Source organism: Pseudomonas sp. MDV22-iso1, assembly GCF_058145095.1.
Genome location: NZ_JBYVMF010000024.1, coordinates 12,683 through 34,643, shown reverse-complemented (window position 1 = coordinate 34,643; position 21,961 = coordinate 12,683). Strand labels below are relative to the sequence as shown.

At 60.5% G+C, this 21,961-nt stretch carries 19 protein-coding genes; 14 read left to right on the top strand and 5 right to left on the bottom strand.

Features of this window, described 5'->3' with window-relative positions:
• Positions 1–17: 17 nt before the first annotated feature.
• From AC3ZVB_RS23080 to AC3ZVB_RS23035, 10 genes are all read left to right on the top strand, one after another.
• A complete protein-coding gene (locus tag AC3ZVB_RS23080) occupies positions 18–683 on the top strand; it encodes a riboflavin synthase (RefSeq protein ID WP_162438871.1) in 666 nt (221 codons plus the stop codon).
• 16 nt (positions 684–699) lie between these two features.
• Positions 700–1,791, top strand: coding sequence for a bifunctional 3,4-dihydroxy-2-butanone-4-phosphate synthase/GTP cyclohydrolase II (ribBA, locus tag AC3ZVB_RS23075; protein WP_162438872.1), 1,092 nt, complete (start codon positions 700–702; stop codon positions 1,789–1,791).
• Between the two features lie 234 nt (positions 1,792–2,025).
• Positions 2,026–2,502, top strand: coding sequence for a 6,7-dimethyl-8-ribityllumazine synthase (ribH, locus tag AC3ZVB_RS23070; protein WP_003185938.1), 477 nt, complete (start codon positions 2,026–2,028; stop codon positions 2,500–2,502).
• Complete coding sequence (nusB, locus tag AC3ZVB_RS23065) at positions 2,499–2,999, top strand: transcription antitermination factor NusB (RefSeq protein WP_162438873.1); 501 nt, start codon at positions 2,499–2,501, stop codon at positions 2,997–2,999. Before ribH ends, nusB begins: the two co-directional genes overlap by 4 nt.
• A gap of 28 nt (positions 3,000–3,027) precedes the next feature.
• Positions 3,028–3,993: a thiamine-phosphate kinase gene (gene thiL / locus AC3ZVB_RS23060; protein WP_490147825.1), complete on the top strand. Its 966-nt coding sequence runs from the start codon at positions 3,028–3,030 to the stop codon at positions 3,991–3,993.
• Positions 3,990–4,493: a phosphatidylglycerophosphatase A family protein gene (locus AC3ZVB_RS23055; protein ID WP_056743666.1), complete on the top strand. Its 504-nt coding sequence runs from the start codon at positions 3,990–3,992 to the stop codon at positions 4,491–4,493. Before thiL ends, AC3ZVB_RS23055 begins: the two co-directional genes overlap by 4 nt.
• Before the next feature lie 23 nt (positions 4,494–4,516).
• Entirely contained in the window at positions 4,517–5,251 is a 735-nt protein-coding gene (locus AC3ZVB_RS23050) for a substrate-binding periplasmic protein (RefSeq protein WP_490147824.1), read from the top strand.
• Between the two features lie 168 nt (positions 5,252–5,419).
• Positions 5,420–6,037, top strand: a complete 618-nt coding sequence (gene ribA / locus AC3ZVB_RS23045; protein ID WP_162441029.1) for a GTP cyclohydrolase II — start codon at positions 5,420–5,422, stop codon at positions 6,035–6,037.
• On the top strand, positions 6,034–6,453 hold the full coding sequence (locus tag AC3ZVB_RS23040) for an MFS transporter (protein WP_162441030.1): 420 nt from the start codon (positions 6,034–6,036) through the stop codon (positions 6,451–6,453). The genes ribA and AC3ZVB_RS23040 overlap by 4 nt, the downstream gene beginning before the upstream one ends.
• Positions 6,453–7,253, top strand: a complete 801-nt coding sequence (locus AC3ZVB_RS23035) for a cobalamin-binding protein (protein WP_490147823.1) — start codon at positions 6,453–6,455, stop codon at positions 7,251–7,253. Before AC3ZVB_RS23040 ends, AC3ZVB_RS23035 begins: the two co-directional genes overlap by 1 nt.
• Before the next feature lie 152 nt (positions 7,254–7,405).
• On the opposite strand, the gene AC3ZVB_RS23030 is transcribed toward AC3ZVB_RS23035, so the two are convergent.
• The 5 genes from AC3ZVB_RS23030 to AC3ZVB_RS23010 form a co-directional block, all read right to left on the bottom strand.
• A complete protein-coding gene (locus AC3ZVB_RS23030) occupies positions 7,406–9,289 on the bottom strand; it encodes a TonB-dependent receptor domain-containing protein (protein ID WP_490147822.1) in 1,884 nt (627 codons plus the stop codon).
• A gap of 152 nt (positions 9,290–9,441) precedes the next feature.
• A complete protein-coding gene (gene dxs, locus AC3ZVB_RS23025; RefSeq protein WP_162441033.1) occupies positions 9,442–11,340 on the bottom strand; it encodes a 1-deoxy-D-xylulose-5-phosphate synthase in 1,899 nt (632 codons plus the stop codon).
• A 92-nt stretch (positions 11,341–11,432) separates the two neighbouring features.
• Positions 11,433–12,320: a (2E,6E)-farnesyl diphosphate synthase gene (gene ispA, locus AC3ZVB_RS23020; RefSeq protein WP_162441034.1), complete on the bottom strand. Its 888-nt coding sequence runs from the start codon at positions 12,318–12,320 to the stop codon at positions 11,433–11,435.
• Positions 12,317–12,559 carry an exodeoxyribonuclease VII small subunit gene (locus AC3ZVB_RS23015; RefSeq protein ID WP_003228627.1) on the bottom strand — a complete coding sequence of 81 codons (243 nt, stop codon included), beginning with the start codon at positions 12,557–12,559 and terminating at the stop codon, positions 12,317–12,319. Before AC3ZVB_RS23015 ends, ispA begins: the two co-directional genes overlap by 4 nt.
• Before the next feature lie 253 nt (positions 12,560–12,812).
• Positions 12,813–13,952: a Fic family protein gene (locus AC3ZVB_RS23010; RefSeq protein ID WP_490147821.1), complete on the bottom strand. Its 1,140-nt coding sequence runs from the start codon at positions 13,950–13,952 to the stop codon at positions 12,813–12,815.
• Positions 13,953–14,225: 273 nt separating this feature from the next.
• Between AC3ZVB_RS23010 and AC3ZVB_RS23005 the strand changes: the two genes are divergently transcribed.
• The 4 genes from AC3ZVB_RS23005 to AC3ZVB_RS22990 are packed head-to-tail and all read left to right on the top strand — an operon-like array spanning position 14,226 to position 21,961.
• On the top strand, positions 14,226–15,017 hold the full coding sequence (locus AC3ZVB_RS23005; RefSeq protein WP_490147820.1) for a YfaP family protein: 792 nt from the start codon (positions 14,226–14,228) through the stop codon (positions 15,015–15,017).
• A 49-nt stretch (positions 15,018–15,066) separates the two neighbouring features.
• Positions 15,067–16,764 (top strand): DUF2138 domain-containing protein, encoded by a 1,698-nt coding sequence (locus tag AC3ZVB_RS23000; RefSeq protein WP_490147819.1) that lies wholly within the window; start codon positions 15,067–15,069, stop codon positions 16,762–16,764.
• Positions 16,749–17,399, top strand: a complete 651-nt coding sequence (locus AC3ZVB_RS22995; RefSeq protein ID WP_490147818.1) for a DUF1175 domain-containing protein — start codon at positions 16,749–16,751, stop codon at positions 17,397–17,399. Before AC3ZVB_RS23000 ends, AC3ZVB_RS22995 begins: the two co-directional genes overlap by 16 nt.
• Positions 17,396–21,961, top strand: coding sequence for an alpha-2-macroglobulin family protein (locus tag AC3ZVB_RS22990; protein WP_490147841.1), 4,566 nt, complete (start codon positions 17,396–17,398; stop codon positions 21,959–21,961). Before AC3ZVB_RS22995 ends, AC3ZVB_RS22990 begins: the two co-directional genes overlap by 4 nt.

Sequence of the window (21,961 nt, the reverse complement as noted above, 5' to 3'; positions counted from 1 at the left end):
TTCTCGAGGAGGACTCCATGTTTACCGGCATCATCGAATCCATCGGCAGTATTCGTGCATTGACCCCAAAAGGCGGAGATGTGCGGGTACACGTAGAAACCGGCAAGCTCGATCTGAGCGACGTCAAACTGGGCGACAGCATTGCGGTCAACGGCGTCTGCCTGACTGCGGTTGAACTGCCAGGTAACGGTTTTGCGGCGGACGTCAGTCGCGAAACCCTCGACTGCACCGCCATGAATGACCTGAAAAGCGGCAGCCCGGTCAACCTGGAGAAAGCCCTGACCCCGACCACTCGCCTGGGCGGGCATCTGGTCAGCGGTCACGTCGATGGCGTGGGTGAAGTAGTGACCCGCACCGAGAATGCCCGGGCTGTGGAGTTTCGCATCCGCGCACCGAAAGAACTGGCCAAGTACATCGCCCATAAAGGCTCGATCACCGTCGACGGCACCAGCCTGACCGTGAACGCGGTCGATGGCGCCGAATTCCTGCTGACGATCATTCCGCACACCCTGAGCGAGACCATCATGGCGTCGTATCAGCCGGGTCGCCGGGTAAACCTGGAAGTGGACTTGCTGGCCCGTTACCTGGAGCGCTTGCTGCTGGGCGACAAGGCCGCAGAGCCAGCCGCCGGCAGCAACATTACTGAAAGCTTCCTGGCCCAAAACGGCTACCTCAAATCCTGACTCAAGGGGGTGCCTTGTGGCGCTCAATAGCATCGAAGAACTGGTTGAAGACATCCGCCAAGGCAAGATGGTCATCCTCATGGATGACGAAGATCGCGAGAATGAAGGCGACCTGATCATGGCCGCCGAGTGCTGCCAGCCCGAACACATCAACTTCATGGCCAAGCACGCCCGTGGCCTGATCTGCATGCCGATGAGCCGTGAGCGTTGCGAACTGCTGAAGCTGCCTTTGATGGCGCCGCGCAACGGTTCCGGTTTTGGCACCAAGTTCACTGTGTCCATCGAAGCCGCTACGGGCGTGACCACCGGTATCTCCGCCGCCGACCGTGCGCGCACCGTGCAAGCGGCTGCCGCGAAGGATGCGAAGGCTGAAGACATTGTCAGCCCCGGTCACATCTTCCCGCTGATGGCTCAGGCCGGCGGCACCCTGGCTCGTGCCGGTCACACCGAAGCAGCGTGCGACCTGGCGCGCATGGCCGGTTTCGAGCCAAGCGGCGTGATCTGCGAAGTGATGAACGACGACGGCACCATGTCCCGTCGCGCCGAACTGGAAGCGTTTGCCGCTGAACACAACATCAAGATCGGCACCATTGCCGACCTGATCCACTATCGGATGATCCACGAACGTACCGTTCAGCGGATTGCCGAGCAGCCGCTGGACAGCGAACTGGGCCAATTCAACCTGGTGACCTATCGTGATTCCGTGGAAGGCGACGTGCACATGGCACTGACCCTGGGCACCGTGTGCGCCGATGAACCGACACTGGTTCGCGTGCACAACATGGACCCGCTGCGCGACCTGCTGATGGTCAAACAGCCCGGCCGCTGGAGCCTGCGTGCCGCAATGGCTGCGGTCGCCGAGGCCGGCAGTGGCGTGGTGCTGCTGCTCGGGCATCCGCTCGATGGCGACGTGTTGCTCGCGCACATTCGCGAAACCGCCGATCAGACGGTCGTGAAAAAACCGACCACCTACAGCATTGTCGGTGCCGGTTCGCAGATCCTTCGGGACCTGGGCGTGCGAAAAATGCGCCTGATGAGTGCACCAATGAAATTTAATGCGATATCCGGTTTCGATCTGGAAGTTGTAGAATACGTGCCCTCCGAATAATGACCCGGAGATTCGTATTGCTGGTGTGTACCCGTTGTGGCGAGGGGATTTATCCCCGTTGGGCTGCGTAGCAGTCCCAAAACAGGGGCCGCTGCGCAGCCCAACGGGGATGAATCCCCTCGCCACAGGGGTGCATTTGAACAGCAATGCGGATTTTTCCGGCTGCGTATTCGTGGCTAATATCACTGAGGGATGCGTAAAAAACGCGTCCCGGCTCTTTAAGAGATCTAACGAATGACCCTGAAGACCATCGAAGGTACCTTCATCGCCCCTAAAGGCCGCTACGCTTTGGTAGTAGGCCGTTTCAACAGCTTCGTCGTTGAAAGTCTGGTCAGCGGTGCAGTTGATGCCCTGGTTCGCCATGGCGTGAGCGAAAGCGACATCACCATCATCCGCGCACCTGGCGCCTTCGAAATTCCGCTGGTTGCGCAGAAAGTTGCTCAGAAAGGCGAATATGCAGCAATTATCGCCCTGGGCGCAGTCATTCGTGGCGGTACTCCGCACTTCGAATACGTGGCTGGCGAATGCACCAAGGGCCTGGCCCAGGTGTCCATGGAGTTTGGCGTACCGGTTGCCTTCGGCGTGCTGACCGTTGACTCCATCGAACAAGCCATCGAACGTTCCGGCACCAAGGCCGGTAACAAAGGTGCTGAAGCTGCCTTGTCCGCTCTGGAAATGGTCAGCCTGCTGGCGCAGTTGGAGGCCAAGTGATTAGCGACGAAAGCGATCGTTTCAACCCGCGCGATCCAAAGCCTGCGGATGCTGGTAAACCATCGAAAAGCGTCAAGCGTCGCGAAGCCCGTCAGCTCGCGACTCAAGCGCTGTACCAATGGCACATGGCCCGGCAATCGCTGAACGAGATCGAAGCGCAGTTCAGGGTCGATAACGATTTCAGTGATGTCGACGGTGCCTACTTCCGTGAAATCCTCCACGGGGTTCCGGCACAGAGAGACCGCATCGACGCCGCACTGGCGCCGTGCCTGGACATCACGATCGAAGAGCTGGACCCGGTTGAGCTGGCCGTCCTGCGCCTGTCCACCTGGGAGCTGCTCGAGCGCGTCGATGTGCCATACCGCGTTGTGATCAACGAAGGTATCGAGCTGGCGAAAGTCTTCGGTTCCACTGACGGCCACAAGTTCGTCAATGGTGTACTGGACAAGCTGGCTCCGCGTCTGCGTGAAGCTGAAGTGAAGGCGTACAAGCGCTAATCGGCGCTTGTACTGTCGGCACGCAGCCATGGGCGAGTTTGAGCTGATCCGCAATTTCTTCGCCGCCGCGCCCTGTGCGCAAGGCGGCGAGGGCGTTGCTCTCGGCATCGGCGACGATTGCGCCTTGCTGGCTGTTCCCCCTGGGGAGCAGTTGGCCATTTCTACCGACACCCTCGTGGCCGGTGTGCATTTCGCAGATCCTTGCGACCCTTTTCTACTCGGCCAGCGTTCGCTTGCCGTCGCAGTCAGCGATCTGGCTGCCATGGGCGCCACGCCCGTTGCCTTTACCCTCGCCCTGACTGTGCCCACGGTAACCGCCGATTGGCTGGATGCGTATGCCCGTGGTTTGAACCTCATGGCCCAACGCTGCTGCGTGGCGCTGGTGGGCGGCGATACGACCCGTGGACCGCTGAGCCTGACCGTGACCGTATTGGGTCGCGTGCCAGCTGGCCGGGCTCACGTGCGCAGTGGCGCGAAGCCGGGTGACTTGTTGTGCGTCGGCGGTGAGCTGGGCAATGCCGCAGGCGCCTTGCCGCTGGTGCTTGGCCAGCGAACGGCCGAGGCAGCCATTGCCGATCCGCTGCTGGCGCATTACTGGTCACCACAACCGCAGCTTGAGTTGGGCAAAGCGCTACGGGGCAAGGCCACGTCGGCGCTGGATATCTCCGATGGCCTGCTGGCCGATTGCGGGCATATCGCCCTCGCGTCAAAGGTCGGCATTGAGGTCGTGAAGGACAAGTTGCCGTTGTCCAAAGCCCTGGTCGCCTTCCTCGGCCAATCGGGTGCCGAAGCCGCAGCCTTGAGCGGCGGTGACGATTATGTGCTGGCTTTCACGTTACCGTCCGTCGAGTTGCCGGCATTGCTGGCCGACGGCTGGCCCATCCATGTGGTCGGACGTGTAGTAACGGGGCATGGCGTCATGCTGCTGGATGCCGATGGACAAGACATCACCCCGCAAACCCGGGGCTACCAACATTTTCGGGAGACACCGTGACAGATCATCCCAAACAGGTCCCGGCGGAATTCGTACCGCCGTCGGTCTGGCGCAATCCATGGCATTTCCTGGCGTTCGGCTTCGGCTCGGGCACCCTGCCAAAAGCACCGGGCACCTGGGGGTCGTTGGTCGCGCTACCCTTTATCCCGCTATGGCAGATGCTGCCCGACTGGGGTTACTGGCTGATGCTGGGCATCACCATGCTGTTCGGCTTTTGGCTGTGCGGCAAGGTGGCCGACGATTTACGGGTACACGACCACGAAGGTATCGTCTGGGACGAGATGGTCGGCATGTGGATCACCCTGTGGCTGGTGCCCGAAGGCTGGTACTGGTTGCTCGCGGGGTTCCTGATGTTCCGGTTCTTCGACATCCTCAAGCCATGGCCGATTCGCTGGATCGACCGGCATGTGCACGGTGGCGTAGGGATCATGCTTGACGATGTATTGGCCGGTGTATTTGCCTGGCTGGGGATGCAAGGCCTGGTGTGGATTTTTGCTTGAGGGACTGATCAGGGGGACAAGGGATGGCTCGACGCGGTTTGGCGATGATTATTTTCGCACTGTTTTGCTCGCTGGTTCAGGCGGGCGAAACACCGACACCCTCCGTGATTCATCTGGCCAGCGAAGAATGGGAAGAGTACACCTCCGCCGATGGCCACGGCCTGGCCTGGGACGTGTTGCGTGAAGTTTTCGAGCCCGCCGGCGTCAAACTGGACATCCGCTCCGAACCTTACACTCGCTCTATCGGCCTGGCACAGCGCGGCGAAGTGGACGCTTGCGTCGGCGGTTATCGGGATGAAGTGAGCGACCTGCTTTACCCACGCTGGAATTACGATACCGACCACATCTACGCCCTGGGGCTGGCGAGTAACCCGGCGCCGACGCTGGAAACCTTGGGCAATTACCGGCTGGCCTGGGTTCGGGGTTACCAATACCAGGCTTACCTGCCCAACGTGCATCGGTACAACGAAGTCATTCGTCGTACCGGGATCCTGTCGATGCTCACCCACGACCGCGCGGACTACTACATCGACGCGCTGACCGAGGTGGACTATGTGGTCAGTCGGGCCAAGGATCCGTCGCAGTTCCGCCGGACACATATCGCGGAATTGCCGCTTTACCTCTGTTTCGCCAATACACCTCAGGCGCGCTCCTTGATGGCGCTGTTCGATCGACGCATGGAACTGCTGGTCAATAGCGGCCAGCTGAGACCGATCTTCGAACGCTGGAAACAACCCTATCCATTCAACTCGAATTAACCCGTACCTGTAGCAGCTGGCGTTCGGTTGTGCTGTATAGGTGTTGGGCGAGTGAGATCGAACATTTTGATTGTTATGCCCCATAATTCAGCCTAAGCGTCTGCTGGAACCTGCTGTTACAATGCCGCGTCTGCGAATCTCCAGTACCTTTAGATCAGGAGCACACCGGTGCCTGTCGTTTTTGTCGCCGCTTCCAAGCTGCCAACGCCTTTTGCGCAATTCACCATGCACGGCTTTCTCGATGAGGAAAACGGCCGCGAGCACGTCGTGCTGAGTCTGGGTGAATTCGACGATGGTGCCCCGGTACTCGGCCGGCTGCACTCTGAATGCCTGACGGGCGATGCCTTGTTCAGCCAGCGTTGCGACTGCGGTTCGCAGCTTGAGGCGGCGTTGCAAGCCATCGCCCGTGAAGGCCGTGGCGTATTGCTCTACTTGCGTCAGGAAGGCCGTGGTATTGGTCTGCTGAACAAGATCCGCGCCTACGAGTTGCAAGACGGCGGTGCCGATACTGTTGAAGCCAACGAACGCCTGGGCTTTGCCGCCGACCAGCGTGATTACGCCATGTGCCTGCCGATGCTTGAGCATCTGGGCGTGAAGTCCCTGCGACTGATGACAAACAACCCACGCAAGGTCAAAGCCTTGACCGACATGGGCATCGTGGTCGCCGAGCGCGTGCCGCTGCACACCGGGCACAACCCGCACAACAAACTTTACCTGGCTACCAAGGCCAGCAAGCTCGACCACATGATGGGCAACGAGCATCAGGGCGAGGTGGGTCGGGCGTGACGCGCGGTCAGGTCCGGCGGCGACTGTCCGTCAACTGGTGGCAATACCTGGCGCTGGCCTTGTTGCCACTGTTCGTGATCAACGGCGTCTTCGGTCAAAGCGAGGCGATCCTGCCGGTGCTGGCAATGCCGATGTTCATTGCCGGTGTTGCCTCGATGTTTGTCAGCCTGAAATTTTTTGGTGGCTACAAGCACGGGCTGATCGCCACCCAGAAAGCCCTGGATACGCCTGAAGAGCCCGCCGCCTGGATTGCATTGGCCGCCAAGCGTCGTGTGGCGTTCCTGGCTGCATCGTTGCCCGCCTGGATCGGTGCCCTGGCGGTTTTCGTCGGTCTGGAAGCCGTGCCGCTGATGTTGCTGGCGCTGTCGACGATGGTGCTGTTCTACCTTTACCGTATTCCGCGTCAACTAGGCTGATGCTGCGCCATTGGCTGGCAGTTGTGTTGCTGGCCGTCAGTGGCTCAGCTATCGCGGTAGAGCGGGTTGTCAGCCTTGCCCCATCCCTCACGGAAATCGTCGTTGAACTGCATTCGGCCGACCTGCTGGTGGGCGTTCTGGATGCCGGCGAGCGTCCAGTCGAGATCAATAACCTTGCTTCCGTAGGTCGCTACGGCCAGTTGGACATGGAGCGCCTGCTCAGTCTGAAACCTGACTTGCTGCTGCTGTGGCCCGGTAGCGTCGGCCCGGCGCAACGTGAACAGCTTGCGCGGTTGAATATCCCCACCTACGTAGCCGAACCCCATAACCTGGAGCAACTCACTCGGCAGATCGAGGCGATTGCCACACAACTCGGGCGACCCGAACGGGGCGTGGTATTGGCGGCGAAGCTGCGCCAACGACTGGATTCCTTGCGTCAGCGCTACCAGCGGGATGAGCCGTTAAAAGTGTTTTATCAGGTCTGGGATCGGCCGCTGTATACGGTCGGTGGCGGGCAGGTCATCAGCGATGCGCTGCAAGTGTGCGGGGCACGCAATGTGTTTGCCGACCTGGCGCTACCTGCACCTCAGGTCAGCGTAGAGGCGGTCCTGCAGCGAAATCCCGACGTGATCCTGGCCAGTGATCAGGCGCAACTCGATGTGTGGAAAGCCTGGCCTCAGGTAGCCGCGGTGGCGCACGGGCAGTTGCTGCTCGTCACGGACAAAGGCCTGGAGCGACCGAGCGGCCAGATGATTGAAGCGACAGCGAAGCTGTGCCAACTAATTCAGCCACATCGGTAACCTGTGGCGAGGGGATTTATCCCCGTTGGGCTGCGAAGCAGCCCCAATATCTGACTACTCAATTTTCCTGTTAAACCGCATTTGCCGGTTTTGCGTCTGCTGCGCAGCCGAGCGGGAGCAAGCTCCCTCACCACAGGTGACTGCGCCATTCTTTATATTTCCGGCGTCCAGGTCACCCCAAACATCCACGCCCGACCTTCCTCGTGATACCCATACTGACTGCCGTCATAGCTGTACAGCGCACGGCTGTACCCCTTGTCCAGCAGGTTATCCACCTTCAGCTCCAGCTGGATCTCGCGATTCAACGCCCAACTGCTGCGCAACCCTACCAACGCATATCCTCCCAGCGGCTGCAGGTTGTTTTCATCGTCATAGCTGCTGCTCACCGCCTGCCAGCTCGCGCCAAGACCCAGCCGATCAAACTGCCGATCCAGATCCAGGCTCAAGGTGCGCCGCGCCCGACGTGCGAGGGTGTGTCCACTGTCGCGGTCCCGAGGGTCGATGATCGCCACACCCAGGTTGCTCTGCCAGCCGAACAATTCCTGCTTTAATGCCGCCTCTAAACCGTTGATGCGTGCCGAGGCGACGTTTTGCGGTCGTGAGTTGCTGCCGAAAATAATCGCGTCTTCAAGGTCCGTGCGATACAACGAAGCTTCCAGGCGACTGGTCTCGGTCAACTGACTACGCCATTGCAGTTCGTAACTCTTCGAGGTTTCCGGCTTGAGATCGGGGTTGCTGAAATCCGGGTAATACAGGTCGTTGAAGGTCGGCGCGCGGAAGCCTTCGCTGTAGGTCAACAGCACATCGTTGTCCGGGTTCAGCGGCAGGGTGAGCGTGCCGCTCCAGCTGTTCTGGCCGCCGAATTGCTGGTTCTGGTCGCGGCGCAGTCCCAGTTCCGTCGAGAAACTGTCCGCCTGATAGCGATGCTGGATAAACGCCGCGCGGTTCCAGCGACTGTCTTCGTCGAACGGCGTGCTGCTGTTGATGCGGTCTTCGTACCAGTCGCCGCCAAGGATCAGGCTGTTGCGATCGTCGAGCGTCAGGTCGTTCTGCCAGTTCACCGAATCACGGTAGGTGTTGAACACGCTGCGCTCATCGCTGAGTTTATCGAGGGTCTTTTCGCGGTTTTCGCTGTGGCCGAGCTCGATGCGGGTTTTCCACAGGTCATTAACCCGAGCGTCCACGTAGCTGCTAATGCTGCTCACGGCAAAATCGCTGTAGGGCTGCTGCTGGACTGACTCGAACGTGTCCAAGTCGAAGCGGCCGAACGGATTGTCGAACTCACTTTTTCCACGGTTATCCAGCACGTTGGCGCCAATTTCGATGTCATCGGTGAGGGCGTGACTCAGGCTCAAACTGACCGATTTATTGCGGTACTCATCGTGATCACCATCGCTGGGATACGACTCGTGGGTGCGATTGATCCCGGCCGTTTCATCGAGGCTGGCCCCAAGATTGAAGCGGGTTTTTTCATCGCCACCGGATACTCCGAGGCTGCGCTCCCAGGTCTGGTTGCTGCCAAAACCAATGTGCAGGCGCGGTTGCAGGCCTGGTTCGGTGCCCCGGCGGGTGAAAATCTGAATCACCCCGCCAATCGCATCGCTGCCATAAATCACCGAGCGGGAGCCGCGCAGTACTTCCACGCGCTCTACCTGTTCGATGTTGATGTGCTGCAGGTTACTGTCGCCGGAGGTCGAGTTGCCGATGCGTTGGCCGTCCACCAGTACGAGGCTCTGCGCCGATTTGGTGCCGCGAAGGTAAATCCCCGGCAGGCTGCCGCGCCCGCCGGTTTGCCCGACTTGCACACCCGGCACGCGACGCAGCAAGTCCGTGACGCTGTTCGGTTGCAGGCGGTCGATGTCTTCGCGGGTGAACACGGTGTTGGCGGCGCTGCTGTCGTTACGGGCCTCGACCTGGCGATTGGCGCTGATCAGCACATCAGGCAGTTTAAGGGCCTGGTCGCGTTCGAAGGTATCGGCCAAGAGTTGACCGGCCGGCAGCAGCGTCAGCGTCAGAGCGAGGCGGGAAAGTTTCATAGGTAATCCGTTGGTATTTTTCGATGCGCGCAAATCAAATGTGGGAGCGAGCCTGCTTGCGATGACGGTGCGTCAGTCAACATTTGAGTCGACTGACAGTCCGCCATCGCGAGCAGGCTCGCTCCCACAGGGTGTTGCATGTATCCAGAGATTCAGATGTTCAGCAGCGCCAGGCGCTGACGCACCGAAGCCTCGATCCCGGCCTCATCCAGCCCACACTCAGCCAGCATCTGCGCCGGCTTCGCGTGCTCGACGTAGATGTCCGGCAAGCCCAGGTGCAGCATCGACTTGAGGATATTCTCGCGCGCCAGGAATTCGCTGACCGCACCACCGGCGCCGCCCATGATCGCGTTCTCTTCGATGGTCACCAGCAGTTCGTGACTGCCGGCGATCTCGCGGACCAGCGCTTCATCCAGTGGCTTGACGAAACGCATGTCGACCACGGTGGCGTCCAGGGTCTCGGCAACTTTCAACGCTTCGGCCAGTTGGACGCCGAACACCAGCAAGGCGACTTTACTGCCCTGACGGCGAACAATGCCTTTGCCGATTTCAATCGGTTCGAGGTCTTTTTCGATGGTGGCATTCGGACCGTTGCCGCGCGGATAACGCACGGCTGCCGGACCGTTGTACAGGTGGCCGGTGCTGAGCATCTTGCGCAGCTCGTTCTCGTCGCTCGGGGTCATGACCAGCATGCCGGGGATGCAACGCAGGAACGACAGATCGAAACTGCCCGCATGGGTCGGACCGTCTTCGCCCACCAGACCGGCACGGTCGATGGCGAACAATACGTCGAGGTTTTGCACCGCGACGTCATGAATCAGCTGGTCGTAGCCCCGTTGCAGGAACGTCGAGTAGATCGCCACGACGGGCTTGGCGCCTTCGCACGCCATGCCGGCGGCCAGGGTCACGGCGTGTTGTTCGGCAATCGCCACATCGAAATAGCGCAGCGGGAAGCGTTCGCTGAACGCCACCAGGTCGGAACCTTCCTTCATGGCCGGTGTGATGCCGACCAGACGCGGATCGGCAGCGGCCATGTCGCACAGCCATTCACCAAACACGCCTGAGTACTTTGGTCCGCCGGCTTTCTTCGGCGCAGCGGCCGGGGCATCGACGGGTTCGAGTTTGGTGATGGCGTGGTAACCAATCGGATCGACTTCCGCCGGGGCGAAGCCTTTGCCTTTTTTGGTGACGACGTGCAGAAACTGCGGGCCTTTCAGATCGCGCATGTTGCGCAGGGTGGCGATCAGGGTCGGCAGGTCGTGGCCATCGATCGGGCCGATGTAGTTCCAGCCCAGTTCTTCGAACAGCGTGCCGGGAACCAGCATGCCTTTGGCATATTCTTCTGTACGGCGGGCGATTTCCCAGGCGCCCGGCAGGCGCGACAGGACCTTTTTGCTGCCCTCGCGCATGCTGGCGTAGGTGCGGCTGGAAAGGATTTTCGCCAGGTAGTTCGACAGTCCGCCGACATTGCGCGAGATCGACATGTCGTTGTCGTTGAGGATCACCAGCATGTCGGCGTTCACTTCCGGCGCATGGTTCAGCGCCTCGAACGCCATACCCGCGGTCAACGCGCCGTCGCCGATCACGGCGATCGCCTTGCGATCACTGTTCTGCAGGCGGGCGGCAATGGCCATGCCCAGCGCTGCGCTGATCGAGGTGCTTGAATGGCCGACGCCAAAGGTGTCGTACTCGCTCTCGGAACGACGCGGGAAAGCAGCGACGCCGTCCTTCTGGCGCAGGGTGCCCATGCGCTCGCGACGGCCGGTGAGGATTTTGTGCGGATAAGCCTGATGACCCACGTCCCACACCAGCCGGTCATCCGGGGTGTCGAAAACGTAATGCAACGCGATAGTCAGCTCGATGACACCCAGGCCGGCACCGAAATGCCCGCCGGTCTGACCGACCGTATAGAGCAATTCCAGGCGCAACTCATCAGCCAGGGTTTCCAGCTCGGCTTCGCCTAACCGGCGCAGGCCGTCCGGCGTGTTGGCACGGTCGAGCAGGGGCGTGGTCGGGCGCTTGCGGGGAATCTCATGAAACGTCGTGGGCATCAGGCGAATCGTTATAGGTATAAAAGATGCGGCAGTTTACCTGATGCATCGCCCCCTGCCCACGCGTTGGTTTTAACTTGGTGGATACGCCTTCAGCTGCGCCGCTCGACGATATAGCGCGCCAGGTCGCGTAACGGCTCTGCATCCGCGTCAAACGGTCGCAGTGCGTGCAGCGCCTGATCGCGCAATTCCAGGGCGTAGGCCTTGGCTGCATCGAGGCCCAGCAGGGCCGGGTAGGTCGGCTTGTCGCGGGCGATGTCCGCTCCCTGGCGTTTGCCCAGGGTTTCGGTATCGCTTTCGACGTCGAGAATGTCGTCCTGAACCTGAAAAGCCAGGCCAATGGCCTGTGCATAAGTCTGCAAGGACTTCAGTTCGCTCTTCTCGGCACGGCCGCTGGCCAGGGCGCCGAGTTTGACGCTGGCCTCGATCAATGCCCCGGTTTTGTGCCGATGCATATATTCGAGGGCCTTCTGATCGAGCTTCAGGCCTACCGAACCGAGGTCAATGGCTTGCCCGCCGACCATGCCCTCGGGACCGGCTGCCAATGCCAGGGCGCTGACCATTTGCAGGCGGATCTCGGCATCGAGCGTGCTCAAACGCGGGTCGAGCAGGGCGCTGAAGGCCAGGCTCTGCAAACCGTCACCGGCAAGGATCGCGCACGCTTCGTCGAATTTTTTGTGGGTCGTCGGCTGGCCACGACGCAGATCGTCGTCGTCCATGGCCGGCAAATCGTCGTGAACCAGGGAATAAGCGTGAATCAGTTCGACCGCACAGGCTGCGCCATTGGCTTGTTCTGCCGGACCGCCCAATGCTTCGCACGCGGCATAGGCCAGCAGCGGGCGAACGCGTTTGCCGCCATTCATCACGCTGTAGCGCATCGCTTCGTAAAGGCGTGCAAGCTCAGGGCTCGGCGCGTTGAACAGGAGTTCCAGTGCTGCGTTGACCCGAGCCTGGCTGGTCGCCGAATACGCTGCAATCATTCTGGTTGTTCCGCGTCGAAGGGTTCCTCGGCGAGCTCGCCATCGCGCTCGAGCAGCACTTGAACCTTTTGTTCAGCCTGGGCCAGCGCTGCCTGGCAATCGCGGGTCAGACCGATGCCTTGCTCGAAAGCCGTCAGCGAGTCTTCCAGCGACAACTCGCCGTTCTCCAGTCGCTCTACCAGCGTTTGCAGGTCAGCGAGGGATTGTTCGAAATCCAGTGCAGCTTTTTTGCGGGCCATGGCGGCTAATTCCGGTTGACGTTAAACCGGCGCGACACTAGCAGACATGGGGGTTATGGGCAAATGAGCAGGGGAGTTTGAGCCTCCGTCCCGCGCTGAAAACAACCCTGTGGCGAGGGCGTTTACTCCCGCTGGGTCGCGTAGCGGCCCCAAAACCATCCAACTGACTTTCTCAGGAATACCGCAGTAATAAATTTACGCCTGCTGCGCAGCCGAGCGGGAGCGAGCCCTCTCGCCACAGGCTGTCTGTCGCTCAAACATCATCGGGATAATTTATCTTGTATCGAGTATTGCGCCCGCCACCCGGGAGCCGTTTCAAATAACCCCTCTCCAGTAAGTCGGTGAGATGGCGAGTTGCAGTCGCTTTGGACACCTTCGAAACAGCCTGATATTGAGCTGCGCTGATTCTATCCTCGAAACCTCGCTCCCCACCATCCAGCAAGCGGTTCAGTACCTTGATCTGCTCGGCCGACAGCCCGGACTCCCGATGCGCCTGCCAGAAGTGCGATTTGGCCAGCACCGATTCGATTCGGGCGATGGCCTGCTGCAGGCTACGCAGCAGGGTCTGTAGAAACCACTCCAGCCACTCGGTGATGTCCGATGTGGCTTTCTGACTGTTTTCCAGTACGCGGTAATAGCCGGAGCGATCTTCAAGGATGCTCGCTGACATGGCGTAAAAACGAATGGCTTGGGCTTCGCCCTGTGCTAATGCCAGGTCAGTGAGGGTTCGCGTCAGTCGGCCATTGCCGTCGTCGAAGGGATGCAACGTCACGAACCAAAAATGCGCGATGCCGGCTCGCAGCAACGGATCGAGGTCCGTCTGGGTTCGACTGACTTCAAACCAATTCAGAAAGGTATCGAGCTGCAGCTCCAGTCCCAGACGGGGCGGTGCTTCGAAGTGAATAGTCGGTCGGTCGAGTCGTCCGGACACGACTTGCATCGGTTCATCACCGCGTAACGTACCAACACGGATCCTGCGCGGCGCAAATTCGATAGGCTGGTCCGTAAAGAGCCACCCATGCCATTTCAGCAAGCGCTCCATTGTCAGGTGTTCCGCAAAGCTCTGCGTGGCGTCGAGCATCAGCTGCGCCAGCCCTTCGCTGCGTTGGCTGACACGATCACCCTCGATCTGCTCCAGCCCCAATCGCCGCGCCAGGGACGATCGCACCGAGCCGACATTCAGCTGTTCACCTTCAATGGCGGATGACGTAACGATGTTCTGCAGCAACGCATCCAGCTCGCTTTGCGCGCTCAGCGAACTGCCCACCGAGCTGGACATACCCATTAACCGTCCTTGGGCCTGAATACACTCACGCAGCAAAGGCGACAGGTGTTCAGCTTTCCAGTTGAAATTCGGCCAGTCAGGCTGCTGCCAGATCCATTGAGGTGCCATGGGGTCGCTTCTCTTAAGGAGATGAGCCGAATACAAAATTATTCGGCTCATGCGGTGAGCCGAATATGACGCCTAATCGGCTCATCGTCCAGTCACGAGCGTGACCCGCGCCGCAAATCAACAGGCATCCGATTGTTAAAAAACCATCACATCGCTAACCTCCACCCAATAACGACCCGTCAGTCACGGGTCACTCTGACGAAACACAGTTTTTATCTGTTACGCGCCGAGGATCAGGCGCAAGGTTTCGTTGTGCATGGCAGGAGGCGTTACATGCGTTCCTTTCTTTTACTGCTGATCGCCTGGGTCGGCGCGACCTCCGCCAGCGCCGAGCCGACGGCCGGGTTGTCCGAGCCGGTGGGCGGCTGGCGCTATAACGGCCTGCTCGATCGCAGTGAATACCCGCAAGTTGCCTACCCGACGCCGCCTATTGACCGGGGCGTGCAGCGCAATCGCACGATGATCGAGGGGCAGCTCAAGGCGATCGGCACTCAGCGTGGGCCGCACACGCTGGCGGTCAACGGCAATCCGCTGAACCTGTACACCGACGATCAAGGGCGTTTTGCCCGGCCTTATGCGTTCGGCGCAGGGTCCAACAGCGTCGAAGTGCGCAGTGCCGAAGGCCAGTCACTCAAGCGCGTTCAATTCTATGAAGCCAACAACCTGCGTACCCCTGCGCGTATTCGCGTGGTGCTGGGTTGGGACGATCCCAAGGCAGAACTTGATCTGCACATCATTACCCCTGACGGACAGCACGCGTTTTTCGCCCATACGGCGTTGACCAACGGTGGCGGCCTGGACCCGGATGGCGTCGATGGCCCCGGTCCGGAAATGTTCACCATGACCGCGCCGATGCATGGCACTTATCTGGTTTACGTGAACTATTGGGGCAACTTTGGCGGCGAAGGCTATAACTTCGATGAGGCCAGCAACCAGAACGAAGTGATCACCTCGCAAATCAACCTGGTGCTCAACGAAAACACCGTCGACGAAAAACGCGAAACCTTCATCGTGCCGTTACGCGCGATAGGCGACCTGCTGCTGGTCAAGACTTTCAACTATTAAGCCTCCCGCACCCCGGGTGAATTGTGCTTTGTGAACAATGAGCGTGAACATGAGCGATAACACTGTTACCCCGCCGGCCCCCACTCCCCGTCGCTGGCCGGCGCTGCTGGTCGGGCTGTGCCTGGTGGCGGGTGTGGCGGCCGGGCTCGGCTGGTTCATGCACAAACCCAAGGCGCCGGTGGCGCAGTTGGCCAGTGACAAGCTGGGCATGAGCCGGCCGGACGGGCTGCTGGAAACCCATTCCCTGAGCCAATTGCCCAAAGACCTGCTGGCGGTGCCTTTCCTCAAGGAAACCCTGACCGAAGATTTCGTCTTCTATTACGAGACCCATGCAGATCGGCTCGGTTTGATCGGCAGTCTGCGGCGGATCATTTACGAGCACGACCTGAAGTTGCAGGACAGCCTGATCGAACAGCTTTTCGATCAGCCGGCAGACGTAGCGCTGTGGCGCGGGGCGGACGGTCGCCTGAAAGACTTCCTGCTGGTGATGGATCGCGGAGGCCTGGCCAAGGTGCTGGAGCCGTTGGCGAAAGTGGCGCTGGATGACTCACAGTTGACCAGGCTCAGCGACGTGAAAGTCGGTGCTGACGACGTGCCGCTCTACCAACTCACCTACAACGCTGGCAAGGCCCTGTTGTTTGCCTCCCATGGCGACAAACTGGTGGTGCTGTCCAATCCGGCCAAACTGTATGACCCTGAAAACGGCGCGACGGAAGAACCCGGCAGCGTTTCAATCAAGGCCATCGCCGCATTGCTCAATGGCGAAAAACTGTTCCCGGAAGCCTTTGGTCTGCAACCCCGCGCGCCGGAGGTGAAACAGCGTCTGTCGGTCAATTTCAGTGTATTGGCCATGGGGTATCAACGCTTCATCCCGAACTTCGCCGGCCTGCGTTTCGACATGGACGACAAGGGATGGCACAGCTTCCTGGCAATGGACGAACTGGACAACCAGCCGGACTTCGATTTCAAACCGATCTGGCAAGCCATGCCCATGGGCGCGAGTGCTTGCGTGACGTTGCCGCTCGCGGCCGAGCAGCAGAAACCGTTGCTGGTGAAGCTGGGGGCCGACGATAAAGTGGCCCAGGCGCTGACCGAACACATGGCGGGCGCTGCCGGCCTTTGCTGGTACGCCGATTCGCGGCTGTACACGCCGCTGCTGGTCGCCAGCCTCGACGACGATGACAGCGCCAAACTCGACGGCGACCTCGGTAACCTGTTCGGTTCGATGGTCGGAGCCTATGAGCCCAATGTCGAAGAACACGCGTTCCCGGTGGTCGAGACACAGAACGGCCCAGTTCATCAGTGGCAGCGTCAGGTCAGCTCCAACTTCGGTCCCTACAAAGCCAAGGAGGCTGAGAATCCGGAGGCGATTTCCGGCAAGGCCTTCATGAAAGTCAGCCTGGCCCGTCACGGTTCGACCCTGCTGTTTTCCCTCGACGACAAGCTCGTGGACAAAGCCCTTGGCACCCTCGACAAGCGCTTCCCGCCGATGGCCGATGTGGTGCCGAAAGACCTGCTGATGCCGGTCTACTTCGGTCCGGATTCCATGGCGCAGCTGATGCAACAGGAAACCCTCGACAGCCTGCCGCAGGACATGGAGCCGGTGTTCTACAACGCCGCGCAAACCTACCTGATTCCGAAACTGCGCACGCTCGGCGGGTACGGCAAATATGCCCTGACCTTGCCCGAGGGCAGCGAACCCGATGGCCACTGGCAATGGCTGCCGCTTGAATGGAAAGCCCTGTGACCGCACTCATCCGAGGCCTTGGCCTGCTGGCGATGTTGCTGGGCAGTCGGGTATTCGCCCTTGAGGCGCCGCCGCTCGATGTGCAGCAATCTCAGGTATTTCGCGCCTGGTTCGTACGCATCGCTCAAGAGCAACTGACCCAGGGCCCGAGCCCGCGCTGGTATCAGCAGGACTGCGCCGGACTCGTGCGCTTTGCCGCCAATGAAGCGCTGAAAGTCCATGACGACAAATGGCTGCGCAGCAACGGCTTGTCCAATCGCTACCTGCCGCCCGAACTGCAATTGAGCGAGGCGCAACGCAGTCTGGCCCAGCAATGGCAGCAAGGCGGCGGCAAGACCGGGCCGTACGTCAATGCGATCAAGCTGATCCAGTTCAACAGCCACCTGGTCGGTCGCGACGTTGCCCAGGCAAGGCCTGGCGACCTGTTGTTTTTTGACCAGGGTGACGACCAGCACTTGATGATCTGGATGGGCCGCAACATTGCCTATCACACCGGCACCACCACCCCGACTGACAACGGCATGCGCTCCGCGAGCCTGCAGCAACTCATGACATGGAAGGACACCCGATGGATACCCGACGCAGCCAACCCCAACTTCATCGGCGTCTATCGACTGAATTTTCTCTCCCAATGATCGGTGCCCGCATGCTGCGTTTTCTGCCTTTGCTGTTGGTTCTGGTACTGCCTTTTGCGGCGGTTCACGCCGAAGACACCGTCGAGCCAAGTGGCTACACGCCGGTGGCCGGTGAAAGTTTTTTCCTGCTGGCCGACAGCAGTTTCGCCAGCGATGAGCAGGCCATGGTGCGCCTCGAAGCGCCGGGTCGCGACTATCGACGCTTCCGCATGGAGCCCTACGGTGGGGCGGATATCCGGGTGTATCGGATTGATAAGCCGCTGGATTTCCTCAAACGCCAGAAGAACCTGCACCGCGTGGTCAGCGATGGCCAGTTCAAGGGCGAAGGCCTGTCGAACACCCTCGCGTACCTGTGGGACAACTGGTACCGCAAATCCCGGCGCGTGATGCAGCGAGCGTTCTCCTACGAGTCGCGCCAACACGTCACCGAGGAAGTGCCGGAACTGAAAATGGGCACCGCCATCGCCGCGCCGACCCCCTACGATGCTCAGCCGCAATTCGCGTTGATCCCGGGCCTGCCGGTCGTCAGTCAATTCCGCTATCCATTGTGGGAAGCCAAACCTATCCAGCCGCCGGCCGGTGTGAACCTGGCCGGTTCTTCCAGCGAGTTCGTCAGCGTTGCGCCGGGTAACGTCTACATCCCGTTGGGCAACCTGAAACCGGGGCTGTACCTGGTGGAAGCGCTGATCGGCAAATACCGTGCGACCACCATGGTGTTCGTCTCCAACACCGTGGCCGTGAGCAAAATTGCCGGTGATGAATTGGTGGTGTGGGCAGCACGCAAACACGAAGGCAGCTCTGTGCCCAAGGTCAATGTGCTGTGGACTGATGGCTTGGGCGTCATGAGCAGCGGCGCTACCGATAATGATGGTTTGCTCCGCTTGAAACACGTCAGCCCTGAACGCTCATTCGTCATCGGCGAAGACGAAGAGGGCGGGGTGTTCGTCTCCGAGAACTTCTATTACGACAGCGAAATCTACGACACCAAGCTCTACGCGTTTACCGACCGACCGCTGTATCGACCGGGAGATTGGGTGTCGCTGAAAATCGTCGGGCGCGAGTTCAAGAATGCCCGGGATTCGGTGCTGCCGACCGCCGCCGACGTCAACGTGACCGTGCTCGATGCCACCGGCACCGCCTTGCAATCACTGGCCTTGAAGCTTGATTCCAAGGCTGGAACCCAAGGGCGTTTCCAGTTGCCGGACAACGCAGTGGCCGGCGGCTATGAACTGCGTTTCAGCTACAAGGATCAGGTATACAGCAGCGCCTTTCGCGTCGCTGAGTACATCAAGCCGCACTTCGAAATCTCGCTGAACCTGGCCAAACAGGATTACCGCACGGGCGAGCCGGTGAAAGGCAGCCTGGTGCTGCTGTACCCGGACGGCAAACCTGTGGCGAATGCCAGGTTGAACCTGAGCCTGCGCGCCCAGCAACTGTCGATGGTCGACAACGAACTGCAATACCTCGGACAGTTTCCGGTAGAGCTGACCAGCACCGAATTGACCACCGACGCCAAGGGCAACGCGACCCTCGACCTGCCCGCTGCCGAGAAACCCAGCCGCTACATGCTCACCGTGTTCGCCAGTGATGGCGCGGCGTATCGGGTCAAGACCACCAAGGAAATCCTCATCGACCGTGGCGCCGCGAGTTTCCGCTTGAGCGCGCCGCAACGCTTCAGTGCGGTGGGCGACAAGGTGGCTTTCAGCTACATCAACGAAGGCGGCAGCGAGTCAGGCAAAGCCGTTACGCCGGGCAGCTACGGCTGGGTACGACTGGAGGATCAGTCTACGGGTGAAGGCAAACTCGCCACGACGGACAAAGGCTTCACATTGGCCTTCGATCGTCCGGGCACTTACAACCTCACGTTGAAAGATGATCACGGCCGCGTCGTCGGCGCCACCGGGCATTCGGTCACCGGCGAGGGCGTGAAAGCCGTGCCCGGCACCGTGGAAATCGTTCTCGATAAACCCGAGTACAAGGCCGGCGATGAAGCCTTGGCACTGATCACCTTCCCTGAGCCGGTCAGCGATGCGCTGCTGTCGCTGGAGCGCGACAAGGTCGAGGCCACGGCGCTGCTGTCCAAGGGCGGCGACTGGCTGAAGATGGAAAAACTCAGCGAGACCCAATACCGCGCGCGCATCCCGGTGAAAGATAACTTCGCCCCCAACCTGACCTTCTCGGTGCTGTACACCAAGGGTGGTCAGTACAGCTTCCAGAACGCGGGCATCAAGGTGGTTGCGCCACAAATCGATGTTGCCATCGCCACGGATAAAGAGGCGTATCAGCCGGGCGACACCGTGACCGTGGACCTGACCACGCAGTTCGCCGGCAAAGCGGTTCCAGCTCACCTGACAGTGAGCGTGGTCGACGAAATGGTCTACGCGCTGCAACCGGAAGTCGCGCCAACCATCGACCAGTTCTTCTATCACCCGCGCAGAAATAACGTGCGCACCAGCGCCAGCCTGTCCTTCATCAGCTATGACGTGGCGTTGCCGGGCAGCCCAGGTGCACCGGGCAAAGCCAATCGTAGCGAGCGTGGCGTAAAAGTGCTTGAGCGGCCGCGTCGCGAAGATGTCGACACCGCGGCGTGGCAGCCGGAACTGGTGACCGATGCCAACGGCAAAACCCGCTTTACGTTCACGATGCCGGACTCGCTGACCCGCTGGCGCATCACCGCGCGGGCGATTGCCGATGACGGCCAGGTCGGCCAGAAGAAACAGTTCGTGCGCTCGGAAAAACCGCTGTACCTGAAGTGGAGCGGCCCGACGAATTTCCGCAACGGCGACAAGCCGGATCTCGGTGTATTCGCCTTCAGCCAGGCTGAGAAACCGGTCAAGGCTGAGCTGGTGATTCATTACGGCGGCACTGATCAACGTGTCCCCGTGACGCTGAACAACGGCATCAACTACATCGCGCTGCCGGCATTCGCGCTGACCCGTGGCGAGTGGACCGCCGAGCTGGTGCAGGACGGCAAAATCGCCGACGCCCTGACCGTGCACCTGAGCGCGACCGGTGATGGCTGGCAGGTGACACAGAGCCAAAGTCTGGAAGTGGCCAGCGGTGATACGCCCCTGACGTTGCCGGCAGACGCCAGTGATATTCGCCTGCGTCTGGATGACAGTCCGCAAGCGCTGTTCCGCGCGGCCCTCGATGATCTGTTGAGCTATCCGTACGGTGGCGTCGAGCAGACGGCCAGTCGTTTGCTGCCGCTGAGCATCGCCTATCCGACCTTGGCGTCGAACCCGCAGATTCGCGATCGCTTGCGTCTGATCATGCAAAACAGCCGTCTGCGCCTTGTGCAAATGGCCGGACCTTCCGCGAGTTTCACCTGGTGGGGCATGGACGGCGAGCCGGATGCCTTCCTGACCGCCTACGCCTATTACGCTGACTGGCACGCCAGCCAAGTGCTGGAGCTCAGTCTGCCGCCGGAGCATTGGCAGCGCGTGCTGGAGGTGTATGCGAAGCAGGCGAAAAACACGCCGCTGTTGCAACGGGCGCTGATTCTGTCCTTCGCCAAACAGATGCAATTGCCGGTCAACACGTTGCTCAGTGGCCTGATGGATGACCTGGCGAAAGCGGGCGAGGGCAACGCCGCCAATCTGCTGGAGGACGGTGACGACAGCCTCGTCATGAGCGATCCGGATTCGGCGCTCGGCCTGGCGGCGGCGCGTTCATTGACGGCCTCGTTGGCCAGGCAGTCGAAGGTTGCTTTACCGGACGCCTTCAGTCGACAACTGCCGGATGCACAACAGCGCCTGGCGGTCAGTTCACAGCCGTTCGCCGAAGCCTTGAACCTGTCGCTGCAACCCTTCGATCAGGCACACGCTCAAGCGTTGTTGCAACGCTTGCTGCCACAGCAATCGACGCTGGAACGTGCCCTGGCGCTGACCTGGCTGCAGCGTAGCATCGAGCAGGCATCGCCCACGATTGCACTGGCACCGGGTGAAGGCTGGAAGAAGGAGCACGGCGCTACCGGTGAACTGTACTGGACGTGGCAGGGCGCCTCTTCAGTGCCTGCGGTGCTGACGTTGTCCGGGACGCAAGAGCGTCCATTGCGGGCGGCCTTGAGCTACCGGACCCAACAACCGCCAGTCGATCCGATGGCCGTGACCATCACCCGTCGCCTGTCCCGACTGGTGCCTGGAGATGAGGCCTTCAACTTCAAGCTGGAAGCCGTCGGTAACCAACCGTTGTCCAGCGACAGCCTGTATCTGGACGAAGTCATCCTCACCAGCAAAGCCGGGAAGCCGCTGCGTTACGGCATGCTCGAAGTGCCCCTGCCGCCGGGCGCCGATGTTGAGCGCACCACGTGGGGCATCAAGCTCATGGGCAAGGCGGGTACCGAGCCCTCCGCGCTGGAGAAGGCGCGTTTCGAGCCGGGGCAAATGGCCTACGCGATTCCGATTGATGCATTGAGCGGTGAACTGCGCCTGCGGCATCTGGTGCGCTTCTCGCAAAAAGGCCAATTCAACCTGCCGCCCGTGCGTTTCACCCAGGTCTACGCGCCACAGCATCAGGCTCAGGAACAGAAACCGGCGCTCGGCCAGGTCACGGTCCACTGA